Here is a 21,059-nt window from a genome sequence, read left to right as displayed (position 1 = left end):
GACGATAGCGATAGGACAAGCGATGTCATTTCTCATTGCCGCCCCAGAATTCGTGGCTCAGGCTGCGTCCGATCTGGCAGGAATCGGTTCTTCGCTCAGCGAGGCCGCTGCGGCGGCGGCCGCACCTACGACGGCGGTCGCCGCTGCCGGCGCGGACGAGGTGTCTGCGGCGCTGGCGGCTTTGTTCTCCGGGCACGCGCAGGCATATCAGATGGTCAACGCCCAGGCGGCGGCATTCCATCAGCAGTTCGTGGCAACCATGACCGGTGCCGGTGGTGCTTATGCCGCCGCCGAGGCGTTGAACGCCGCCGAGAGCTTGCCGACCGACGTGCTCGGTGTGATCAACGCTCCGACAATGGCGCTGTTCAATCGCCCGCTGATCGGGGATGGCGCGAACGGCGGCCCCGGGATGCGTGGTGGTGATGGCGGAATTCTCTACGGCAACGGCGGTGCCGGGGGCACCGGCGGAGCCAACCAGGCCGGCGGCGCCGGCGGAAACGCCGGATTGATCGGCAACGGCGGCGCCGGCGGAGCAGGCGGAACCAACACCGTCACGGGTAACGCCCAGAACGGCGGCGCAGGTGGCAACGGCGGGTGGTTATACGGAAGCGGCGGGAATGGCGGCGACGCCGGACCCAGAGCGTTCTTCGGTGCGGGTGCCGGCGGTGTCGGTGGAGCCGGCGGCAACGCGGGCTTGTGGGGTAGCGGTGGCATCGGTGGGCACGGTGGCGAAGGCGGCACCGGAGCAGGTCGGCCCGGTGGGGCCGGCGGCGCGGGTGGCAACGGCGGGTATCTCTACGGCGACGGAGGTGCCGGCGGCACGGGCGGCCTGGGCGGGGCCAGTGTCGGAGCTGGCGCGGGTGGCGTCGGCGGCCACGCATGGACGATCGGCAACGGCGGAGCAGGTGGCGCCGGCGGTCTCGCCAGCATCTCGAGCGGCGGCGGCAACGGCGGGCTGGGTGGCGATGCCGGTTGGCTCTACGGTGCCGGTGGACACGGGGGTAACGGCGCAACCGCCCAGTTCGGCGGTACCGGTGGATCAGGCGGCAACGGCGGCAATGCCGGTTTGTTCGGCGACGCGGGTTCCGGCGGTTACGGCGGCGACGGAGATAACGCCGCGCCTGGCAGCGGTGGAAACGGCGGTGTTGCGATCTTCGGCAACGGCGGCAACGGCGGCGCAGGCGGGAGCATGGGCGGCGCGATCAATGCGAGCCAGGCCCTGGCCGGGGGTAACGGCGGCAACGGCGGTGTCTCCCGGCTGTGGGGCAACGGCGGCAGCGGTGGCAACGGCGGTACCGGCGAGACGTCCAATACCGGTGGGGTGGGTGGAAATGGTGGTAACGGCGCGAACGCCGGCCTGCTCTTCGGCAGCGGCGGGGCCGGCGGCTTTGGTGGATTGGGTGGTAGCGCGGTCTTCGGCACCGGTATCAGCGCCGGCAACGGTGGCAACGGCGGCGTCGGCGGTGTTGCCGGACTGTTCTACGGCAATGGCGGCGCCGGTGGCGGCGGCGGGGCCGGTGGGCTCTTCCAGGGGCTGGCCGCGCAAGGCGGCGACGGCGGCGACGGCGGAGCGGGCGGCAACGCCAGGCTGATCGGTAACGGCGGGGCCGGCGGGTCCGGCGGTGCCGGCGGCCTCGGTGCTCCGTCCGGGGATGCGGGCGCAGGCGCGAATGGCGGCATCGCTGGCATTCTGTTCGGCCAACCGGGCGCTCACGGCTGACCCGGCCTACAGCTTGCGCAGCCTCAGCCGGTTGATGGCGTGATCGGCGTCCTTGCGTAGCACCAGGGTGGCCCGGGGCCGCGTCGGAAGGATGTTCTCGACCAGGTTGGGCCGGTTGATCGACCGCCAGATCTCTTTCGCCGCCACGACCGCCTGCGAATCGGACAGCGCCGAGTAGTGGTGGAAGTGCGACTCCGGGTTGGCGAACGAGGTGCTGCGCATCGCCAGGAACCGCGACACGTACCACTGCTCGATGTCCTCGATCCGGGCGTCGACGTACAGCGAGAAGTCGAACAGGTCCGACACCATCAGTGTCGGCCCGGTTTGCAGGACGTTGAGCCCTTCCAGGATCAGGATGTCGGGATGCCGCACCACGTGTTTGGCGCCGGGAATGATGTCGTAGCGCAGGTGTGAATAGACCGGCGCGCAGGCGTAATCCGATCCGGACTTCACCGACGTGACGAATCGCATCAGCGCCCGGCGGTTGTAGCTCTCCGGAAAACCCTTGCGGTGCATCAGGTTTCGTCGTTCCAACTCGGAGTTCGGGTAGAGGAATCCGTCGGTGGTCACCAGGTCCACCCGGGGATGGTGGTCCCAGCGGGCCAGCAGCGCCTGCAGCACGCGCGCCGTGGTGGATTTGCCCACGGCCACGCTGCCCGCGACCCCGATGATGAACGGCACCGGGCGGTCCGGGTTCTGCTGCGGTTCGCCGAGGAATTCCGCGGTGGCCGCGAACAGCCGCTGCCGCGCAGCCACCTGAAGGTGGATCAGACGGGCCAGCGGAAGGTAGACCTCTTCGACTTCCAGCAGGTCGAGTTGCTCACCGAGGCCGCGCAGCCCGACCAGTTCTTCTTCGGTGAGTGCCAGTGGCGTCGACATCCGGAGCGCGCGCCATTGCCGTCGGTCGAACTCGACATAGGGGCTCGGCTCGCTCGGCCGCGGCATGGTGCCAGTCTCTCAGTAACGAAGGCGGCACTGACGGTGGGGCTGGTCAAAACGCGACTCGGCTGGGAAACACGTGTCTCGATAGACTGACTCCGTGACTGCTACTCCTGGCGCCCGCGTCGCTTCGTCCGTTATGTCCGCACCGCTCGCCGAGGTCGACCCCGATATCGCCGAGCTTCTGGGTAAGGAGCTCGGGCGGCAACGCGACACCCTCGAGATGATCGCGTCGGAGAACTTCGTGCCGCGCTCGATCCTGCAGGCGCAGGGCAGCGTGCTCACCAACAAGTACGCCGAGGGCCTGCCCGGCCGGCGCTACTACGGCGGTTGCGAGCACGTCGACGTGGTAGAGAACATCGCCCGCGACCGCGCCAAGGCGCTGTTCGGCGCCGACTTCGCCAACGTGCAGCCCCATTCGGGTGCGCAGGCCAACGCCGCGGTGCTGCACGCGCTGATGTCACCGGGCGAGCGGCTCCTTGGTCTCGACCTGGCCAACGGCGGCCACCTGACCCACGGCATGCGGCTGAACTTCTCCGGCAAGCTGTACGAGAACGCCTTTTACGGTGTCGATCCGACGACGCATCTGGTCGACATGGACGCCGTGCGGGCTCAGGCGCTGGAGTTCCGTCCCAAGGTCCTGATCGCCGGCTGGTCCGCCTATCCCCGGATTCTCGACTTCGCGGCGTTCCGGTCGATCGCCGACGAGGTGGATGCCAAGTTGTGGGTCGATATGGCGCACTTCGCCGGTCTGGTCGCCGCCGGCCTGCACCCCTCGCCGGTGCCGTACGCCGACGTGGTGTCGACCACCATTCACAAGACGCTCGGCGGCGGCCGCTCGGGCATGATCCTGGGCAAGCAGGATTACGCCAAGGCCATCAACTCGGCGGTGTTCCCCGGCCAGCAGGGCGGACCGCTGATGCATGTCATCGCCGGCAAAGCCGTGGCGCTGAAGATCGCCGCGACACCTGAGTTCGCCGAGCGTCAGCAGCGCACCCTGTCGGGGGCGCGCATCATCGCCGACCGGCTGATGGCCGATGACGTCGCCAAAGCGGGGGTGTCGGTGGTCAGCGGCGGCACCGACGTGCACCTCGTCCTGGTCGACCTCCGTAACTCCCCGCTGGATGGTCAGGCCGCCGAGGATCTGCTGCACGAGGTCGGGATCACGGTCAACCGCAACGCCGTCCCGAACGACCCGCGGCCGCCGATGGTGACGTCCGGTTTGCGGATCGGGACGCCGGCTTTGACGACCCGCGGTTTCGGGGACGCCGAGTTCTCCGAGGTGGCCGACATCATCGCGACCGCGCTGGCCGCCGGCGGCGCGGCGGACGTCGCCGAACTGGGCGCCCGGGTGGCCCGGCTGGCCAGGGAGTTCCCGCTGTACGAGGGGATCGAGGATTGGGGTCTCGTCGGGCGCTGAGCCTGCCGGGCAGTCCCGCGCAGGCGGGAGCTACCACGCGACAAAGTCCCCCTTTTCGTGCGAAAAGGGGGACTTTGCGTCTGGTCGCGACAGTGAGGCGCGACACGCCCGCGGAAATTTGAAAGAACCTGTGAATGCGGGTTACAGTAACCGCATGGCACAGAAACCTGTCGCTAATGCGCTGACTCTCGAACTCGAGCCCTTGGTGGAGTCCCTCCTGGCCCACCACCTCGCCACCGAAGAGATCTGGTTCGCCCACGACTACGTACCGTTCGACCGCGGCGAGAACTTCGCGTTCCTCGGCGGGCGCGACTGGGACCCGTCCCAGGCCACGCTGCCTCGCCCGATCACGGACGCCTGCGAGATCATGCTGCTGCTCAAGGACAACCTGGCGGCCCACCACCGCGAGTTCGTCGAGGCCTTCATCCTCGAGGACTACTGGGGCCGCTGGATCGGCCGGTGGACCGCCGAGGAGCACCTGCACGCCATCGCGCTGCGGGAGTACCTGGTGGTGACCCGCGAGGTCGACCCGACCGCCAACGAGAACGCCCGCGTCCAGTACGTGATGAAGGGCTACCGCACCGAGAAGTACTCGCAGATCGACACGCTGGTCTACATGACCTTCTCGGAGCGCACCTACGGCACCTTCTGCCGCAACCTCGCCGCTCAAATCGAGGAGCCGATCCTGGCCGGTCTGATCGACCGGATCGCCAGGGACGAAGCGCGGCAAGAGGAGTTCTTCGCCAACCTGGTCGCCCACCTGCTGGACTACTCCCGTGACGAGGTGATCGCCGCGATCGCCGCCCGCGCTGCCGACCTCGACGTCCCGGGCGCCGACATCGACGCCTACCAGGACAAGATCAAGGCGGTGGCCGAGGCGGGAATCTTCGACCGCGGTCAGTTACAGCAGGTGATCTCCGAGCGCATCACCGCGTGGGGCCTGGCCGACGAGCCGGCGCTCAAGCAGTTCGTCACCGACTAGCCCGCCGGCATTTGTTGCGTTTGCGTGTCTCGATAGCGTCTCGGCGCGCCTGCACTGCAGGGGCGTGGCCACCGGAGTAGCGTCGCCGGTGATGGCCAGCGATCTGCTTTGCTGCCAGGGCGGCACCTTCGTCACACCAACGGCAGGACCGGCCCCGGTCCTGGTGCCGCGGCCCCCGCCGACACGCTCGCGTGGGTCCGCCCGAGCGTCATTCGCTCGAGGAGCGCCCCGTGACCGAAACCCGGACGTACGTGCTCGACACCTCCGTTCTGCTGTCCGACCCGTGGGCCTGCAGCCGGTTCGCCGAGCATGAGGTGGTAGTTCCGCTGGTGGTAATCAGCGAACTCGAAGCCAAGCGCCACCACCACGAACTGGGTTGGTTTGCCCGTCAGGCGTTGCGCCTGTTCGATGATCTGCGGCTGGAACACGGTCGGCTCGACCAGCCCATTCCGGTTGGTGCAGAGGGTGGTTCACTGCACGTCGAACTCAACCACACCGACCCGTCGGTGCTGCCCTCGGGCTTCCGGACCGACAGCAACGACTCCCGGATCCTGAGTTGTGCCGCCAACCTCGCCGCCGAAGGCAAGCGAGTGACGTTGGTGAGCAAGGACATTCCGCTGCGGGTCAAGGCCGCTGCGATTGGTCTGCCGGCCGACGAGTATCACGCGCAGGATGTCGTGGTGTCCGGATGGACCGGCATGCGCGAGGTCGAGACCGCTGCCGAGGACATCGCCGCCCTGTTCGCCGACGGGGAGATCGACCTGGCCGAGGCCCGGGACCTGCCGTGCCACACCGGGATTCGCTTGCTGGGCGGCAGCTCGCACGCGCTGGGCCGGGTCACCCCGGCCAAACGCGTACAACTGGTGCGGGGTGACCGCGAGGTCTTCGGCCTGCGCGGCCGCTCCGCCGAGCAGCGGGTGGCTCTGGACCTGCTGCTGGACGAATCGGTGGGCATCGTGTCGCTCGGCGGCAAGGCGGGCACCGGAAAGTCCGCTCTGGCGCTGTGTGCCGGATTGGAAGCGGTGCTGGAACGGCGGACCCAGCGCAAGGTGGTCGTCTTCCGCCCGCTGTACGCCGTCGGCGGCCAGGAACTGGGGTACCTGCCCGGCAGCGAGAGCGACAAGATGGGCCCTTGGGCCCAAGCCGTCTTCGACACCCTCGAAGGGCTGGCCAGCCCGGCCGTGCTGGACGAGGTGCTGTCCCGCGGCATGCTCGAGGTCCTGCCGCTAACCCACATCCGCGGCCGGTCGTTGCACGACTCGTTCGTCATTGTCGACGAGGCCCAGTCGCTGGAACGCAACGTGCTGCTGACCGTGCTGTCCCGGCTGGGCACCGGTTCGCGGGTGGTGTTGACCCACGACATCGCGCAGCGCGACAACCTGCGGGTCGGCCGCCACGACGGGGTGGCCGCGGTGATCGAGAAGCTCAAGGGGCACCCGCTGTTCGCCCACATCACGCTGCTGCGCAGCGAGCGGTCGCCGATCGCCGCGCTGGTCACCGAGATGCTCGAGGAAATCGCCGGGCCACACTGATACCTGGGCGTTGACTCTGCGTGCAAGGCGGGAAAACCGCGCGAATCGCACCCATTACGCAGGCTCAACGCCGTCACGGCACGTTCGTCTTCAGGGTTCGGTGCGAGACGTTCGGTAAACTTCCCTGGTGCCGAAACGACCCGACAATCAGGCCTGGCGCTACTGGCGCATGGTCTTCGGCGTCGTTGTCGCGGCCGGGGTGCTGGTGATCGGTGGTCTCACCGGCCACGTCACGCGTGCTGACGACCAGAGCTGCGCCGCGGTCAAGTGTGTCGCGCTCACCTTCGACGACGGCCCCAGCCCCTACACCGACCGGCTGCTGCAGATCCTGAAGGACAACGACGCCAAAGCGACGTTCTTCGAGATCGGCAACAAGGTGGCGGCGAATCCGGCCGGGGCGAAACGGGTCGTGGACGCCGGCATGGAGCTCGGCAGCCACACGTGGGAACACCCCAACATGACGACGATCCCGCCCGAGGACATCGCCGGCCAGTTCTCCCGCGCCAACGACGCGATCGTCGCCGCGACCGGCCGCAAGCCGTCGCTGTACCGGCCCGCCGGCGGGCTGTCGAACCCGGCTGTCCGGCAGACGGCCGGAACCTTCGGCCTCGCGGAAATCCTCTGGGACGTGATCCCTTTCGACTGGGCTAACGATTCCAACACCGCGGCGACGCGACAGGTGCTGATGGCGCAGATCAAACCTGGCTCGGTGGTGCTGTTCCACGACACCTACTCGAGCACCGTCGATCTGATCTATCAGTTCATCCCGGTACTCAAGGCGAACGGCTACCGGATGGTGACGGTCAGCGAGTTGCTGGGGCCGCGGGCGCCCGGCAGCAGCTACGGCAGCCGGGAGAACGGGCCGCCGGTCAACGAGCTGCACGATATTCCTCCCGGTGATATCCCGCCCCTGCCCAACACCCCCTCGCCCAAGCCGATGCCCAATTTCCCGATCACCGACATTCCCGGGCAGAACTCGGGCGGGCCGAACAACGGTGCCTAGGGCAGCGTCGCCGAAGTCTGCTCTGCGGCTGTCAATCCAATACGCCATCGACCTGGCGCTCGGCTACATCATCGCGGTGGCCGACTCGGCCGCCATCCTGATCCCGATGAGGGGTCATAGCCCTGCGGTGGCCAACGCCGACTTCGCCGAGAAGAACACCGGCCTGGTGGCGGTGCTGATCGTGCTGGGAACCATCTCGGTTGCGGTCATCGGGCCCATGATTCTGGCGCCCACGCTGCGCTGGTACACCGCCGGTCACGAACCGACACCCGCGCAACGCGACGCGGCGATGAAACTCGCGGGGCGGCAATCGGCCTTGTTGGCGGGGACGTGGGCTGTGTGCGGCGTGATCGTCATCCTGCCGAACACCGATGGCGGAACCGCCGTCATGGTGCCAATCTCGCTCGGCGTGCTGATCGGGGGTGCCGCGGCCGCCGGTACGGGTCTATTACTCGCCCAGCGCACCCTGCGGCCGATCATGAGCGCCGCGACGCGCGGTTGCGAGCCGCGACTGATGGTGCCGGGCGTCTTCGCGCGGCTCGTTCTGCTCTGGTTTCTGTGCAGCGCATTGCCAATCGGGGTGATCGCGGCGTTCGTGGTGATGCGCTCCACCGGCTGGCTGGTCGAGCGGTCCAACTCGTTGGACGTGCCGATCCTGGTGGTGTCGCTGGCGGCGCTCCTGCTGGGAATGCCGACCATGATCCTGACATCGCGGTCGATCTCCGACCCGGTCGCCGAAGTCGCCGACGCGATGGCCGAGGTCGAGCACGGCCACATCGACACGCACGTGGGCGTATACGAGCGGTCCCAGATCGGGCGACTGCAAAGCGGATTCAACCGGATGGTCAGCGGGCTCGAGGAACGCGACCGGCTCCGGGATCTGTTCGGCCGACATGTCGGGCCCGACGTCGCGCGGCGTGCCCTCGAGGAGGGCGCCACCCTGTCCGGCGATGTGGTGGAAGCCGCGGTCCTCTACATCGATCTGGTCGGTTCCACCAAGCTCACCGAAAGCCTTCCGCCGCAACAGGTTGCCCAGTTGCTCAACGACTTCTTCCGCATCGTCGTGGACACCGTGGACGAATTCGGCGGCCTCATCAACAAATTCGAGGGTGACGCCGCACTCGTCATCTTCGGCGCGCCACTGCGCACCAATGAGCCGGCTGCGGCGGCGTTGGGCACCGGGCGTGCCCTGGGCGACAAACTGCGTCTGCTGCCGATGGTGGACTTCGGTATCGGCGTCTCCGCCGGACGGGTCTTCGCCGGCAACATCGGTGCCGAAAACCGCTACGAATACACGGTGATCGGTGACGCGGTCAACGAGGCCGCGCGATTGGCCGACCTCGCCAAGACCTCCGACCGCCGGATCCTGTGCTCAGGTGCGGCGATCGACCGCGCCGGGCAGTCCGAGCGCGCACGCTGGGACGAATGCTATTCCACGGTGCTGCGCGGCCGGTCCGAGCCGACGCACGTGTGGACGCCGACTATTTCTTTGAAACCTTCAGTGACGCAATGACTTTGTCGACAATGGCCGCTGAAGCCTTGTCCCCGATCGCAGTCGCGGCCAGGAAGATGGTGACCGGTTTGGTGTCGACGGCGATGATCGTCACGGTGTCGCCCTTCACCCCGCGGGTGGTGTCGGCGATCGAGACGTCGGCATCGACCCGGGCGGCCTTGACCCCGTCGACCGTCATCGACGACGTCTTCTTCGGGCCCAGCGTGGGATTCGACTGCACGTAGCCGGGGCCGTTGGCGACGCAGTCCATCAACTTCGACGCCTGTGCGTTGACGTCCATGCTGGTGACGAAGTTGGTGACGGCGACCTCGACCTGCATCATCCACTGGCTCGCGTTAGGCACCTCCGCGCCCAGGCCGACCGCGTCGATCAAGTTGGGGTTCTGGTCGTCCACGTACGGCTGCCACCCGGGCGCCGCGCTCGTGGGGAACGACAGCTTGCCGGCCGACACCGTGTCGCCGGTGGGCTTGTTGCCGCCGGAGACGTTGGGAGTGCAGTCCGTCGCGGTCTGCATCGACGTATCCGGCCCCGACGTCTGTGCGCTCGTCGTCCCGGACGGGCCGGCCGTCGGCGACTCGTTTCCTTTGCTGCCCAGGGAGACCACCAGGATCACGACCAGCACGATGACGCCCAGTACCGCGATGCCGGCGACGATCAGCCACGGCAGCTTGGAATTCCCGCCCGACGGCGGCGGACCCGGCGGGTAGCCCCCCGGCTGCCAGCCGGGCTGTCCGGGCGGACCGAATTGCTGGGGCGGGTAGCCGCCGGGGACGCCGTACGGGTCGGTGCCCGGCGGGTACTGACCGCCCGGCGGGGGATAGGGGTAGGAGCCAGGCGGGCCCTGCGGCTGCCCGGGGGGTGGGCCCTGCGGCTGTCCGGGTGGCTGGCCCTGCGGCTGACCGCCCCAATACGGTTGTTGCCCATACGGATTCGCGCCGTAGGGGTCCTGACCGTAAGGATCCTGACCGTAGGGACCGCCGGGGGGAACCGTCATTGCTGAATCACCCTTACTCTCACCGGCCGCCTCCACGCTGAGATAGCCACACAACCGCGTCCACCGCAGGGTACCTGCGGCTCGGCAACATCCGGCCTAATCGACCGGTTCGACCTTGGCCATCGCCAACACGTCGAGGCGGCGGTCGAGTTCCTCTTCGGACAGCTTGTCGCCGATCAGGCCGCGGTCGATGACGGTCTGGCGGATCGTCTTGCGCTCCTTGAGGGCCTGCTTGGCCACCGCGGCCGCCTCCTCGTACCCGATGGCCGAGTTCAGCGGGGTCACGATCGACGGCGAGGACTCGGCCAGCTCGCGCAGGTGCTCGACGTTGGCGACCAGTCCGGTGATGCACCGGTCCGCGAACAGCCTCGACACGTTGGTCAGCAGCTTGTACGACTCGAGGATGTTGCGGGCCATCATCGGGATGTAGACGTTGAGCTCGAAGGCGCCCGACAAGCCGCCGACCGCGACCGCGGCGTCATTACCGATCACCTGCGCGGCCACCTGGGTAACCGCTTCGGGCAGAACCGGATTCACCTTGCCCGGCATGATCGAGCTGCCCGGCTGCAGGTCCGGCAGCTGGATTTCGGCAAGGCCGGTCAGCGGGCCCGAGCCCATCCACCGGATGTCGTTGGCGATCTTGGTCAGGGACACCGCGATGGTGCGCAGCGCGCCGGACGCCTCGACCAGCCCGTCGCGGGCCGCCTGCGCCTCGAAAGAGTTTGTCGCCGTGCGCAACTCGGACAGTCCCGTCGATTCGACCAGCACCGCCACCACCCGGACGCCGAATCCTTCGGGGGCGTTGAGGCCGGTGCCGACCGCGGTGCCGCCGATCGCCAGCTCACCCAGCCGGGGCAGGGTCGACCGCACCCGCTCGATGCCGGCCTCGATCTGGCGCGCATACCCGCTGAACTCCTGGCCGAGAGTCACCGGGACGGCATCCATCAGGTGGGTGCGTCCGGACTTGACTACCGTCTGCCACTCGAGTGCCTTGGCCGACAACGCGCCCTGCAGCACCTCGAGGGCGGGGATGAGATGACGCACCGCGGCCTCGGTGGCCGCGATGTGGGTCGCGGTCGGGAACGTGTCGTTGGACGACTGCGACATGTTGACGTCGTCGTTGGGGTGCACCTTCACCCCGTTGGCCGCCGCGATCGACGCGATCACCTCGTTGGTGTTCATGTTCGAGCTGGTGCCCGAACCGGTCTGGAAGACGTCGATGGGGAACTGGTCGTCGTGCTTGCCGTCGGCGATCTCGGCGGCCGCGGCGATGATGGCGTCGGCCTTCTCCGCGGCCAGCAGTCCGAGGTCCTTGTTCACTTGCGCGCAGGCGCCTTTCAGCAGACCCAGCGCGCGGATCTGGGTGCGCTCCAGACCGCGACCCGAGATCGGGAAGTTCTCCACCGCGCGCTGGGTTTGCGCGCGCCACAACGCGTTCACCGGCACCCGGACCTCGCCCATGGTGTCGTGCTCGATGCGGTATTCGCCTTCGGGAGCGCCTGAATCGGCCATAGATAAGATCCTTGCTTTTATAGGTGTCAGGGCAGGGGATAGGCGGCGTTGCTGTCGCCGGTGAAGTCGATCGCCGAGTATTCGTTGAGCTTGGACAGCCGGTGGTAGGCCTCGATCATGCGCACGGTGCCCGACTTGGACCGCATCACGATCGACTGCGTGGTGCACCCGCCCGGGTAGTAGCGGACTCCCTTGAGCAGGTCGCCGTCGGTGACTCCGGTGGCACAGAAGAACACGTTCTCGCCCGACACCAAGTCGGTGGTGGTCAGCACCCGCCCGACGTCGTGGCCGGCGTCGATGGCCTTCTGGCGCTCGGCGTCGTCCTTGGGGGCCAGCTGTGCCTGGATGGCGCCGCCCATGCAGCGGATCGCCGCCGCGGTGATGATGCCCTCCGGGGTTCCGCCGATACCGGCCAGCATGTCGGTGCCCGAACCCGGGCGACAGGCCGAGATGGCTCCGGCGACGTCCCCGTCGGTGATCAGCCGGATCCGGGCGCCGGTGGCGCGGACGTCGGCGATCAACTGGGCGTGCCGGGGGCGGTCCAGGATGCACACAGTCATGTCCCGCACCGACAGTTCCTTGACCCGGGCGACCGCCCGGACGTTCTCGGCGATCGGGGCGGTGATGTCCAGCACGTGGGCGGCATCAGGGCCGACGGCGATCTTGTTCATGTAGAACACCGCCGAGGGGTCGAACATCGCCCCGCGGTCGGCCACGGCCAGCACCGAGATCGCGTTGGGCATGCCTTTGCTCATCAGCGTGGTGCCGTCGATGGGGTCGACGGCGAAGTCGCAGTCGGGGCCGTCGCCGTTGCCGACTTCCTCGCCGTTGTAGAGCATCGGGGCTTCGTCTTTCTCGCCTTCACCGATGACCACCACGCCGCGCATTGAGACTGAGTTGACCAGTTCTCTTATCGCGTCGACGGCCGCGCCGTCGCCGCCCTCCTTGTCGCCGCGGCCCACCCAGCGACCGGCGGCCATGGCGCCGGCCTCGGTGACGCGCACCAACTCGAGAGCCAGGTTTCGGTCGGGGGCTTCGCCACGCGGTCGGGCGTGCGACGGTGTCGCAACGGTCGGCGACGAGCCTGATCCCTGTGCAGTCATGGTTGGCGCCCTTCATTCATGGTTGCAGATTGTCCCAGAAGCGGAACGCTCGACTGGAGCTGGGATACTTGCGGAGTGACCTCGGAGCCCCAGCCTGCCCCCAAGCCGGCCAAGCCGCGGTTGCTGCAGGACGGACGCGACATGTTCTGGTCGCTGCTGCCTCTGGTGATCGGGTGCATCGTGCTCGCAGGGATGGTCGGGATGTGCTCGATCGCCCCGGGCGGGACGAACCGGGGACGGATCCCGTCCTACGACGCGGCCGCGGCGCTCAAGGCCGACGCCGCCACGCTCGGGTTCCCGATCCGGATGCCGCAACTGCCGCCGGGCTGGCAAGCCAACTCCGGCGGACGCGGCGGCATCGACGCCGGACGTAGCGACGCCTCGGCGGGCCAGCGGCTGCACGCGGCCACCTCGACCGTCGGCTACATCAGCCCGACCGGGATGTACCTAAGCCTGACCCAGAGCAATGCCGACGAAGACAAGCTGGTCGGCTCCATCCATTCCGGCATGTTTCCCAGCGGCACCGTTGACGTGAACGGCACCCGTTGGGTTATCTACCAGGGTGCCGACCAGAACGGCGCTGTCGAGCCGGTGTGGACCACCAGGCTCGCCAGCCCGGCCGGCCCGACCCAGGTGGCGATCACCGGTGCCGGCACACCGGATCAGTTCCGCACACTGGCGGTCGCGACGGAGTCGGCGCAGCCGCTACCGAGCCGTTAGGCCGACAGAAGGGACGTCTCTCGTGACCGCACCCGAAGCAGATCTCTCCGGGTGGTCGGCGGCGCCGTTCACCGGCGCCGGCTTCACCTACGACGTCTACCGCAAAGGATCGGGCCCCGGCGTCGTGCTGATCCCGGAGATGCCGGGTATCCATCCGGGGGTGCTGGGTCTGGGTAACCATCTGGTCGACAACGGGTTCACCGTGGCCATCCCGTCACTGTTCGGGCAGCCCGGCAAGGCGAAAACACCGGGCTACATCGTGGCCGAGATCAGCCGCGGCTGCGTGGCCAAGGAATTCGCCGCGATGGCCACCAACAAGGAGCGGCCGGTCTCGCTGTTTCTGCGCGCCCGGGCCCGCGACCTCAACGAGAAGACTCCCGGCAAGGGTGTCGGAGTGATCGGACAGTGTTTCACCGGCGGCTTCGCCCTGGCTGCCGCCGTCGATGACAGCGTGCTGGCCCCCGTGCTCAGCCAGCCCTCGGTGCCGTTCCCGCTCACCGCCAAGCACCGCCGCGATCCCGGAATGAGCGAGGCGGAGCTCAGGGTGGTGGCCGATCGTTGCGCCAATCACGACCTGTGCGCGCTGGGGCTGCGGTTCAGCGGCGACCGGATGGCTCCCGGCGAGCGCTTCAAGACGCTCAAGCAGCGGCTCGGCGACGCGTTCGAGGTGATCGAGATCGACTCCGGCCCGGGCAACGAGCACGGCTTCGGCCGCATGGCGCATTCGGTGCTCACCGACGAGGTCCGCGAGATCGACGGCCAGCCGGCCTACGAGGCGCGCAAGCGGGTGGTCGAATTCCTCAGGGAGCGGCTGAGTTAGCACTTGCGAAGAAGCGGGTGAGGTTCTGATGGAGAGTCGCTGCTTACCCGAAAATCGGGCGAGAACCGGAACCTTTCGGCAGGCACCCGCTCAGAATTGAGTAGTCGCATACTCAAGCCCCCCTCGTCGATCCGGGCGACACTCGTTTTGGCAACATTTGATCGCCGCACAAGACCGTGATCAGCATTGCGGGTCCATCTGAGCACGTTCCGATGAGCGAAGGGTGAGGACAGACATGCCGCTTGTAATCACCGCGCCAGGAATTATGGCGCAGGCAGCTGCGGACCTGGAGACAATTGGCTCAGCCCTCTACGAGGCGCACACGCTGGCAGCAGATTCAACCGCCGCGGTGCTGCCCGCCGCCGCCGACGAAGTATCGGCGAATATCGCACACGTGTTCTCCGATTACGGTAAAGAGTACCAACAACTGGCTGGGCAGGCCGCGGTGTTTCACGAGCAGTTTGCGCAGCATTTGAACGTGAGTGCGGGGATGTACGCCGGCGCGGAGGCCGTCAATGTAACGTTGTTGCAGCCCTTGGCTTCGATTTTGAACCCGATTATCGGATTTGAAGGCTTGCCGGCACCGCTCTACGATTTGTGGGCACCTCTTTCCTACCAGCTGGGCAAGGCAGTTTTCTTTGATAATCCTTTGGGTCCGTACCTGCTGGCTCCGGTGGGTATAGCTGCTATTGTTTTCATCGCCGTGTTGGCTGTTTCGCTCCTCGTGTTTTTCTTATACGTCTTGCCGGTATTGTTGGAAGCCATTTCCCCTACCCTGAGGGCATTATCCTTTTCTCCTATTTTTGGTGCGTTAACCGCGATTGCCTGAGTGCTGTCGACTTTCGCGGAAGCCGGCCTCCGTGCACTGAGTGTGGATCCCCCGACGCGTCACCGGCGTGTCGCGTCGTCAGATTCACAGTCAGCGGCCCGGCCACGGCCACTTGCGTCGAGCGGGCTTGTCCTCGGGCACCGGTTTGAGCTCGACCCCCTTGAAGACCGCGAGATAGACGTCGATGGTCGTGACGATGACGATCATCAGCACCGGGCCGATGATGATTCCCCACGGGCCGAACATCGAGATCCCGGAGAACACCGACAGCAACATCAGTGCCGAATTGAGACGGGCATCCCGCGGCACCAGGATCGGCCGCAGGAAGTTGTCGATGTTGGTGACCACCACCAGGTGGAAGAGGACCACGAACAGCCCGCCGCCGATATTGCCGAACAGCATCATGCCCACCCCGAACGGGATGGTGATGATGCCGCCGCCCAGCGGGATGATCGACAACGCGGTCAGCACGATCGCGAAGATGAAGAAACCGTGGTGGAAGCCCGCGATATAGATCGACGCGGCGCCCGCGACACCCTGGCAGAAGGCGATGACGAACTGGCCGTTGACGGTGCCGCGCACCATCGAGCCCATCTTCTGTAGATACAGATCAGTCACTTCTTCGCCGAGCGGGTTGAGCTGCCCGATCAGCGTCCGCAGTTTGTCGCGGTGCACCAGCAGAGCGATGAACACGTACAGGAAGATGATCGCCGAGGTGATCATGCCGGCCAGGCTGCCTGCCGTGTTCTGCAGGATGCCCAGCAGCCAGTGGCCGACGTTCTGGGCGGCCGAGACCATCGCCTTGCGCAGCGTCTCCGCGGTGACGGTGACATGCACGAACGGCACCCGGGACAGGAACTCGTTAACCAGGTGCAGGGTCTTGTCGCCGAGGCTGCTCAGATCGGTCGAGCGGACCCATCCCGCCACCGAGTCGATCATCCGGGCGATCTGCACGATGGCCAGCGTCACCAGCAGTCCCACCGGCACGATCACAATGGCTAGTGCCGACAGCAGGGTGGCGGCCGCCGACAGACCAGTGCCCAGGCGCTTGTTGAACCAGTTGAACAGGGGCGTGAACAGATACGCGCCGACCGCGGCCACCACGATGAGGACGAAGTAGTTGCGCAGGAAGTACGCCCCGAACGCCAGGGCGACGAGGGTGAACACTGCCAGGGCGCGTTTCTGGGTGAGCGTGAATTCGGTGTTCATGCCTGGACCGAGACCGCCCTCCGCATCAGTGTTGAGGCAACTTTAGCGGCAGCGGGACCGAATCAGGGGTCAACTCCTTCAAAGCTTTTCAGCAGTTCCGGGTCCGGCAGCTCCATCTGTAGGTAGAGGTCGATGCGGGTGATCTGGCCGGTGTCGTTGAACCGGTAAACCGACAGGGAATTCACCACGCTGGTGAAATCGCCTACGGCACTGTGCTCTTCGAGCTCGAGGAAGATCAAGTCCGCAGCCTCGGTGAGCCGTCGAAAGGAGCACCGCCAGGTCGACGACGTCGCCCAAGTGGTCAGGAAGTCCGTGTACGCCGGCCAGTCCATCACCTCCTTGAACGCGCCCACCCGTTCGAATTCATCGACGGCGACGAGCTCGGCGAGAGCGCCCCAGTTCTGAACCCCGAAGCCGGGGCTTTTGGCTTCGTGCACAAGACGATCGACCGTCATGCAGTATTCGAGCACCGTGCGGGCGTGGCCGGTGTAGTCGCCGATGACGTCGGCTACCTGACGGTCGACCTGCTGGTTCACCGGGATTCCCCGGACTTCGCCAGCCGGAGTTCGAGCAGTTCCACGTATTCGCTGGTGCCCTGGAACGGGCCGTGTACGCCGATCGCGATATCGAGGAATGCGTTGTATTCGTCGTTGACGTGGGTCTCCCAGCGAGTCAGTTCACCCGCGTCATTGGTTTCGATGAAACTGTAGGAGTAGAAGCCCATCTGGACGCCGTCGGTGGTGTGCCCCTCCCACCGGGTTTTCATCACCAGCCCGTTGGCGGCGGGCCAGTATTTGAAGTCGCTGGGCTTCCAGTCCGGAAAGCTCAGCGAGTAGACCTTGGCTTCCAGCGTCGAAGCCCGTGCGGTGTCTTCGGGGAACTCGCTGAACCGGAACACCTGATCACCGGTGAAATACGGCGAGACGTAGACGCCGTCCTCGGCGAACGTCCACGCTTGCGCGAACGCCTCGCCGTTCTGCACCCCCTGGCGCAGGTATGCATCCCGATAGGCCTCGGCCATGCGGCCGTGATGGGCAATGCGCTCTTGCAGATTCATCGCTCTTCCTCCGTACTGCCGGCCATGTACCGGTCGATGACCGAGTGGTAGTGGCCGATGACGATCTCCTCGCGCACCAGGGACATGTGGTTCAGCCGGCTGTTGCGAAGCCCGAGCTGCTGGCGCGGCATCTGCTCGTAATCCTGTTGCAGCGCTTCGAAATACTTGTAACTACCCGGTTCGGTGACATCGGTCAGCTCGACGTGGAATGCGTCGCGGTGCTCTGCCGGCAGGAACATGTAACTGCTGACATGCCACAGGCACCGGTTCGGGTCGCCGTCAGGGTGTGGCACGGCCATGATCACGTGGCATTCGCCGGCGCGGACCGTCATGAAGTAATTCGGGAACAGCACCCAGCCCTGGTTGTCGCTCATCTGGTCGTCGGTCAGGGCGCTGACATCCAGGCCCATCGCGGTCAGCGTGTCACGCGTGGCCTGCTGCAACAACTTTCGCGCCGTGACATCGGCCGGGAAGTCGACGGACCCGTCCGCCCGCCGATACCCGGCGACCAGTTCCTGGAACCGCGGGATCACCGCAGCGGTGGACGGGAACGTCTCGGGCAGGTCCAGGATGCCCTCGACCTGCTTGTCCGCACTGGCGCCCCGAACCTCGAAGGGTGCCACTGCGACACAGTGGTTTTCGAAGAACCGGTAGCGCGTGGTGGCCGGGTCGATCGTCAGCACGCCGAGCAGCTGTGGGTGGATGCCGTTGATGTGATAGCCCTCCTCGAAGGCGTCCATGACGACCTTCCAGTTGCAGTCCAAGGGTTCCCGCACATCCATCACGGCGACCATCTCGTCCAGGTGGTAGGGCGCGAGCAGCTCGACCACCTCCGGCCCCAGGAACTCGCGCAGCGGCTGCGCGTTCGGGTCGGGGTTGATGAAAATGAATCCGGCGAAGGTGTCGACCGGCACCTGCAGCAGCGAGTTCTCGCCCTTGTCGATCGGGCCGGCCAGACTCTCGCGCAGCATGCCCCGCAGTCGCCCGTCCAGGTCGTAGGACCACAGGTGGTACTGACAGAGCAGTCCGCGCTTGGCATTTCCGGTTCGGCCCGTGCACAGCGTGTTGCCGCGATGCCGGCAGGCGTTGACGAATCCACGGAGCGTGCCGTCTTTGCCATGGACGATGAGGAACGACTGGTTGAGTATCCGGTACTGCTTCCAGTCGCCGACCCTGGGAAGCTCGTCGACCCGGCCCGCAATCTGCCAGACCCGCATCCAGATCCGCTCGCGCTCCACCGCCGCGTATTCGGCCGAGGTGTATCGGTCGGTGGAAATCCGCATGTTGAATGTGTCGCCGCCGATGTCGGCCAGTCCGAGGCCCAGGCCCGAGTGGGGGTCAACCCACCGTCCCGGCCGAAGTGCTTGTGTCAACGTTGCACGCTCCTTGTCTGGAAGCACCGGTGATCCCGAACACTAGAATACATTCGCGTATAATTTATACAAGGCCGTATATGAATGACGCCGATGTATATCGTCGATGTGGAAGGATCGGACCGTGCCGCAGCGGTGGACCCGGGAGCGACGTCTGGAGCACACCCGGAACCTGTTGCTGGACGCGGCGGAGGAAGTTTTCGCGCGCAAGGGACTGGTGGGGTCGGCACTGGAAGACATCGCCGAGGCCGCGGGCTACACGCGAGGAGCGATCTACTCCCACTTCGGGACGAAGGAAGAACTTTTCCTGGCCGTCATCGAGCGCCAGCGCCAGCGATTCCTGGACGGGTTCACCGAGGTCATCGAATCTTTCCACCGGCGCAGCGACATCGATCTGGACGAACTCGCCAACCGGTGGCGGGACATGAGCCAGGGCACCGACCGCGCGGCGCTGGGATACGAATTCACGCTCTTCCTGCTGCGCAATCCGCAGGCGCGAGAGCGACTCGCCGAGCAGAGATGGGAGACGGTGCGGTCGCTGGGGGAGTTCATCAGCACCAACGTGGCACGCCTTGGCGCGACGCTGACCATGCCGGCCGAAACGCTGGCCCGGGTGATTCTGGCCGTCAATGACGGCATCACTCTCGGCAGTCATCTTGACGGGGAAGACCTCTATCGCCCGTACCTCGAGCTGATCGTCTCCAGCATCGGCGGCCGGTGATTAAAGTGGTTTGGACGCTTCAGCCGTGGTCAACGGATGTCTGGGGCGGTGCACGGGAAGAGGAGTTCGAGCGCGATGGCGACCGAGGTAGTCGAAACCGGATATGGCCCGGTCCGGGGTGGCGACGACGGTCGCGTCAAGTTCTGGAAAGGCGTCCGGTACGCGGCACCGCCGCTGGGTGACCTGCGTTTCCGGGCGCCCGAGCCCCCGCAGCGGTGGACCGAGGTCGCCGACGCCACCGAATACGGCCCGGCCTGCCCTCAGCCGGTGGTCCCGAGGATGCCCCTGGATCTGGGGGCGCCGCTGGGTGAGGACTGCCTGCGGCTGAACATCTGGGCACCACGGGATGCACAGCCCGGTGCCGGGAAGCCCGTGATGGTGTGGCTGCACGGCGGCGCGTACGTACTGGGTTCGGGCAGCCAGCCGCTCTACGACGGCCGCGCGCTGGCGGGCACCGGTGACGTCATCGTGGTCACGCTCAACTACCGGATCGGCGCGCTGGGATTCCTGGACCTGTCGTCGTTCACTACCGGGCAGCGACGTTTCGACTCGAACATCGGGCTGCGTGACGTGCTGGCCGCGCTGGTGTGGGTTCGCGACAACATCGCGGCGTTCGGCGGTGACCCGGCCAACGTCACCGTCTTCGGCGAATCCGCGGGCGCCGGCCTGGTCACCACGCTGCTCGCCAGCCCGGCCGCCGAGGGTCTGTTTGTGCGCGCGATAGCGCAGAGTTCCCCGGCCACCTCGGTGTACGACCGGGAGCGGGGGCACCGGGTCGCCCTCACCCTGTTGGAGAAGCTGGATATCGGCGCATCGGAGCTGCAGAAGCTGACCGAGGTGCCTACAGAGGCGCTGGTCGCGGCCACGCAGGAGGTGTTCAACGAAGTGCCCGTGCGCAATCCCGGCACGCTGGCCTTCGTCCCGATCGTCGACGGAGACCTGCTGCAGGATTATCCCGTCAAGCTGGCGCAGGAAGGACGGTTGCTGCCCGTCCCGTTGGTGATCGGAACCAACAAAAACGAGGCGGCGCTGTTCAAGTTGATGCGCTCGCCGCTGATGCCGATCACCCCGCGCGCCATCACGTCGATGTTCGACCAGATCGCCGCCGAGCAGCCCGACCTACAGCTGCCGACCGTGGACGAGATCGGGTCGGCATACTCGGGCCGGCACAAGTCCCGGGTGGTGAGCATGGCGACCGACATCGGTTTCCGGTTGCCGACGATGTGGCTGGCTCAGGGGCACAGCGCGGTGGCGCCGGTGTACCTGTACCGGTTCGACTACTCGACACCGCTGTTCAAGCTGCTTCTGGTGCGCGCCGCCCATGCCACCGAATTGCCGTACGTCTGGGGCACTCTCGGCGGCCCCCAGGATGTGACGCTCAAGCTCGGCGGGGCGCGAACCGCGACGGCGGTGTCCACGCGGATGCAGACCCGGTGGATCAATTTCGCCACCGACGGTGAGCCGGCCGGCCCGTCCGGTGAACTGCCGTGGCCGCGCTACGACGAGACTGACCGGGCGTGCCTGGTCATCGACAAGGTCGACACCATCAGGCGCGACGTCGACGCGCGGATCCGGGATGCCTGGGGCGCTGAGATGGTGAGCTTCCGGTAAT

General features: G+C 66.7%; 19 protein-coding genes. 11 read left to right on the top strand and 8 right to left on the bottom strand.

All coding sequences use genetic code 11. The features are described 5' to 3' along the window. The first annotated feature begins 22 nt into the window (after positions 1–22). The gene (locus tag QXK92_RS23510; RefSeq protein WP_306245662.1) at positions 23–1,720 is read left to right on the top strand and encodes a PE family protein; all 1,698 of its coding nucleotides are present in this window, start codon (positions 23–25) and stop codon (positions 1,718–1,720) included. A 6-nt stretch (positions 1,721–1,726) separates the two neighbouring features. On the opposite strand, the gene coaA is transcribed toward QXK92_RS23510, so the two are convergent. Then, the gene (gene coaA, locus QXK92_RS23505) at positions 1,727–2,665 is read right to left on the bottom strand and encodes a type I pantothenate kinase (protein ID WP_306245661.1); all 939 of its coding nucleotides are present in this window, start codon (positions 2,663–2,665) and stop codon (positions 1,727–1,729) included. 133 nt (positions 2,666–2,798) lie between these two features. Here coaA and glyA point away from each other — a divergent pair, with 133 nt between their 5' ends. The 5 genes from glyA to QXK92_RS23480 all read left to right on the top strand — a co-directional run bounded on the left by glyA (position 2,799) and on the right by QXK92_RS23480 (position 9,109). Next, on the top strand, positions 2,799–4,079 hold the full coding sequence (glyA, locus tag QXK92_RS23500) for a serine hydroxymethyltransferase (protein ID WP_306246452.1): 1,281 nt from the start codon (positions 2,799–2,801) through the stop codon (positions 4,077–4,079). Positions 4,080–4,233: 154 nt separating this feature from the next. Next, positions 4,234–5,061, top strand: coding sequence for an acyl-ACP desaturase (locus QXK92_RS23495; RefSeq protein ID WP_306245660.1), 828 nt, complete (start codon positions 4,234–4,236; stop codon positions 5,059–5,061). A gap of 230 nt (positions 5,062–5,291) precedes the next feature. After that, the gene (locus QXK92_RS23490) at positions 5,292–6,593 is read left to right on the top strand and encodes a PhoH family protein (protein ID WP_306245659.1); all 1,302 of its coding nucleotides are present in this window, start codon (positions 5,292–5,294) and stop codon (positions 6,591–6,593) included. A 127-nt stretch (positions 6,594–6,720) separates the two neighbouring features. Then, entirely contained in the window at positions 6,721–7,596 is an 876-nt protein-coding gene (locus QXK92_RS23485) for a polysaccharide deacetylase family protein (protein WP_306245658.1), read from the top strand. A 52-nt stretch (positions 7,597–7,648) separates the two neighbouring features. Further along, positions 7,649–9,109: an adenylate/guanylate cyclase domain-containing protein gene (locus QXK92_RS23480; RefSeq protein ID WP_306246450.1), complete on the top strand. Its 1,461-nt coding sequence runs from the start codon at positions 7,649–7,651 to the stop codon at positions 9,107–9,109. Here the strand turns inward: QXK92_RS23480 and QXK92_RS23475 are convergent. The 3 genes from QXK92_RS23475 to glpX all read right to left on the bottom strand — a co-directional run bounded on the left by QXK92_RS23475 (position 9,078) and on the right by glpX (position 12,718). Continuing rightward, on the bottom strand, positions 9,078–10,103 hold the full coding sequence (locus QXK92_RS23475) for a hypothetical protein (protein ID WP_306245657.1): 1,026 nt from the start codon (positions 10,101–10,103) through the stop codon (positions 9,078–9,080). The genes QXK92_RS23480 and QXK92_RS23475 overlap by 32 nt on opposite strands. 96 nt (positions 10,104–10,199) lie before the next feature. Further along, positions 10,200–11,615: a class II fumarate hydratase gene (locus QXK92_RS23470; RefSeq protein WP_306245656.1), complete on the bottom strand. Its 1,416-nt coding sequence runs from the start codon at positions 11,613–11,615 to the stop codon at positions 10,200–10,202. Positions 11,616–11,641: 26 nt separating this feature from the next. Beyond that, positions 11,642–12,718: a class II fructose-bisphosphatase gene (gene glpX, locus QXK92_RS23465; protein ID WP_065048844.1), complete on the bottom strand. Its 1,077-nt coding sequence runs from the start codon at positions 12,716–12,718 to the stop codon at positions 11,642–11,644. Between the two features lie 75 nt (positions 12,719–12,793). Between glpX and QXK92_RS23460 the strand changes: the two genes are divergently transcribed. The 3 genes from QXK92_RS23460 (at position 12,794) to QXK92_RS23450 (ending at position 15,087) form a co-directional block, all read left to right on the top strand. After that, positions 12,794–13,438, top strand: a complete 645-nt coding sequence (locus QXK92_RS23460; protein ID WP_306245654.1) for a DUF4245 domain-containing protein — start codon at positions 12,794–12,796, stop codon at positions 13,436–13,438. A gap of 22 nt (positions 13,439–13,460) precedes the next feature. Next, entirely contained in the window at positions 13,461–14,258 is a 798-nt protein-coding gene (locus tag QXK92_RS23455; protein ID WP_306245653.1) for a dienelactone hydrolase family protein, read from the top strand. A gap of 235 nt (positions 14,259–14,493) precedes the next feature. Next, positions 14,494–15,087, top strand: a complete 594-nt coding sequence (locus QXK92_RS23450) for a PE family protein (RefSeq protein WP_306245652.1) — start codon at positions 14,494–14,496, stop codon at positions 15,085–15,087. A 90-nt stretch (positions 15,088–15,177) separates the two neighbouring features. Here QXK92_RS23450 and QXK92_RS23445 read toward each other — a convergent pair whose 3' ends face one another. The 4 genes from QXK92_RS23445 to QXK92_RS23430 form a co-directional block, all read right to left on the bottom strand. Then, the gene (locus QXK92_RS23445; protein WP_306245651.1) at positions 15,178–16,296 is read right to left on the bottom strand and encodes an AI-2E family transporter; all 1,119 of its coding nucleotides are present in this window, start codon (positions 16,294–16,296) and stop codon (positions 15,178–15,180) included. 62 nt (positions 16,297–16,358) lie between these two features. Continuing rightward, positions 16,359–16,832 (bottom strand): hypothetical protein, encoded by a 474-nt coding sequence (locus QXK92_RS23440; protein ID WP_306245650.1) that lies wholly within the window; start codon positions 16,830–16,832, stop codon positions 16,359–16,361. After that, positions 16,829–17,353 carry a hypothetical protein gene (locus QXK92_RS23435; RefSeq protein ID WP_306245649.1) on the bottom strand — a complete coding sequence of 175 codons (525 nt, stop codon included), beginning with the start codon at positions 17,351–17,353 and terminating at the stop codon, positions 16,829–16,831. The genes QXK92_RS23440 and QXK92_RS23435 overlap by 4 nt, the downstream gene beginning before the upstream one ends. Continuing rightward, entirely contained in the window at positions 17,350–18,726 is a 1,377-nt protein-coding gene (locus QXK92_RS23430; RefSeq protein WP_306245648.1) for an aromatic ring-hydroxylating dioxygenase subunit alpha, read from the bottom strand. The genes QXK92_RS23435 and QXK92_RS23430 overlap by 4 nt, the downstream gene beginning before the upstream one ends. A 124-nt stretch (positions 18,727–18,850) precedes the next feature. Between QXK92_RS23430 and QXK92_RS23425 the strand changes: the two genes are divergently transcribed. Together QXK92_RS23425 and QXK92_RS23420 are read left to right on the top strand one after the other, a co-directional pair. Continuing rightward, on the top strand, positions 18,851–19,447 hold the full coding sequence (locus QXK92_RS23425) for a TetR/AcrR family transcriptional regulator (RefSeq protein WP_306245647.1): 597 nt from the start codon (positions 18,851–18,853) through the stop codon (positions 19,445–19,447). 75 nt (positions 19,448–19,522) lie between these two features. Then, a complete protein-coding gene (locus QXK92_RS23420) occupies positions 19,523–21,058 on the top strand; it encodes a carboxylesterase/lipase family protein (protein WP_306245646.1) in 1,536 nt (511 codons plus the stop codon). Position 21,059: the final 1 nt, after the last annotated feature.

It is taken from the genome of Mycobacterium sp. TY815 (genome assembly GCF_030755135.1).
In the GTDB taxonomy this organism is placed as follows: domain Bacteria; phylum Actinomycetota; class Actinomycetes; order Mycobacteriales; family Mycobacteriaceae; genus Mycobacterium.
This window is presented reverse-complemented; position numbering and strand designations above follow the sequence as displayed.

What these genes read in the sequence shown, in the direction of transcription:
- coaA (WP_306245661.1), bottom strand. Translation starts at nt 2,665, where the DNA reads ATGCCGCGGCCGAGCGAGCCGAGCCCCTATGTCGAGTTCGACCGACGG.
- QXK92_RS23445 (WP_306245651.1), bottom strand. Translation starts at nt 16,296, where the DNA reads ATGAACACCGAATTCACGCTCACCCAGAAACGCGCCCTGGCAGTGTTC.
- QXK92_RS23510 (WP_306245662.1), top strand. Translation starts at nt 23, where the DNA reads ATGTCATTTCTCATTGCCGCCCCAGAATTCGTGGCTCAGGCTGCGTCC.
- QXK92_RS23475 (WP_306245657.1), bottom strand. Translation starts at nt 10,103, where the DNA reads ATGACGGTTCCCCCCGGCGGTCCCTACGGTCAGGATCCTTACGGTCAG.
- glpX (WP_065048844.1), bottom strand. Translation starts at nt 12,718, where the DNA reads ATGACTGCACAGGGATCAGGCTCGTCGCCGACCGTTGCGACACCGTCG.
- QXK92_RS23435 (WP_306245649.1), bottom strand. Translation starts at nt 17,353, where the DNA reads ATGAATCTGCAAGAGCGCATTGCCCATCACGGCCGCATGGCCGAGGCC.
- QXK92_RS23495 (WP_306245660.1), top strand. Translation starts at nt 4,234, where the DNA reads ATGGCACAGAAACCTGTCGCTAATGCGCTGACTCTCGAACTCGAGCCC.
- QXK92_RS23420 (WP_306245646.1), top strand. Translation starts at nt 19,523, where the DNA reads ATGGCGACCGAGGTAGTCGAAACCGGATATGGCCCGGTCCGGGGTGGC.
- QXK92_RS23450 (WP_306245652.1), top strand. Translation starts at nt 14,494, where the DNA reads ATGCCGCTTGTAATCACCGCGCCAGGAATTATGGCGCAGGCAGCTGCG.
- glyA (WP_306246452.1), top strand. Translation starts at nt 2,799, where the DNA reads ATGTCCGCACCGCTCGCCGAGGTCGACCCCGATATCGCCGAGCTTCTG.
- QXK92_RS23470 (WP_306245656.1), bottom strand. Translation starts at nt 11,615, where the DNA reads ATGGCCGATTCAGGCGCTCCCGAAGGCGAATACCGCATCGAGCACGAC.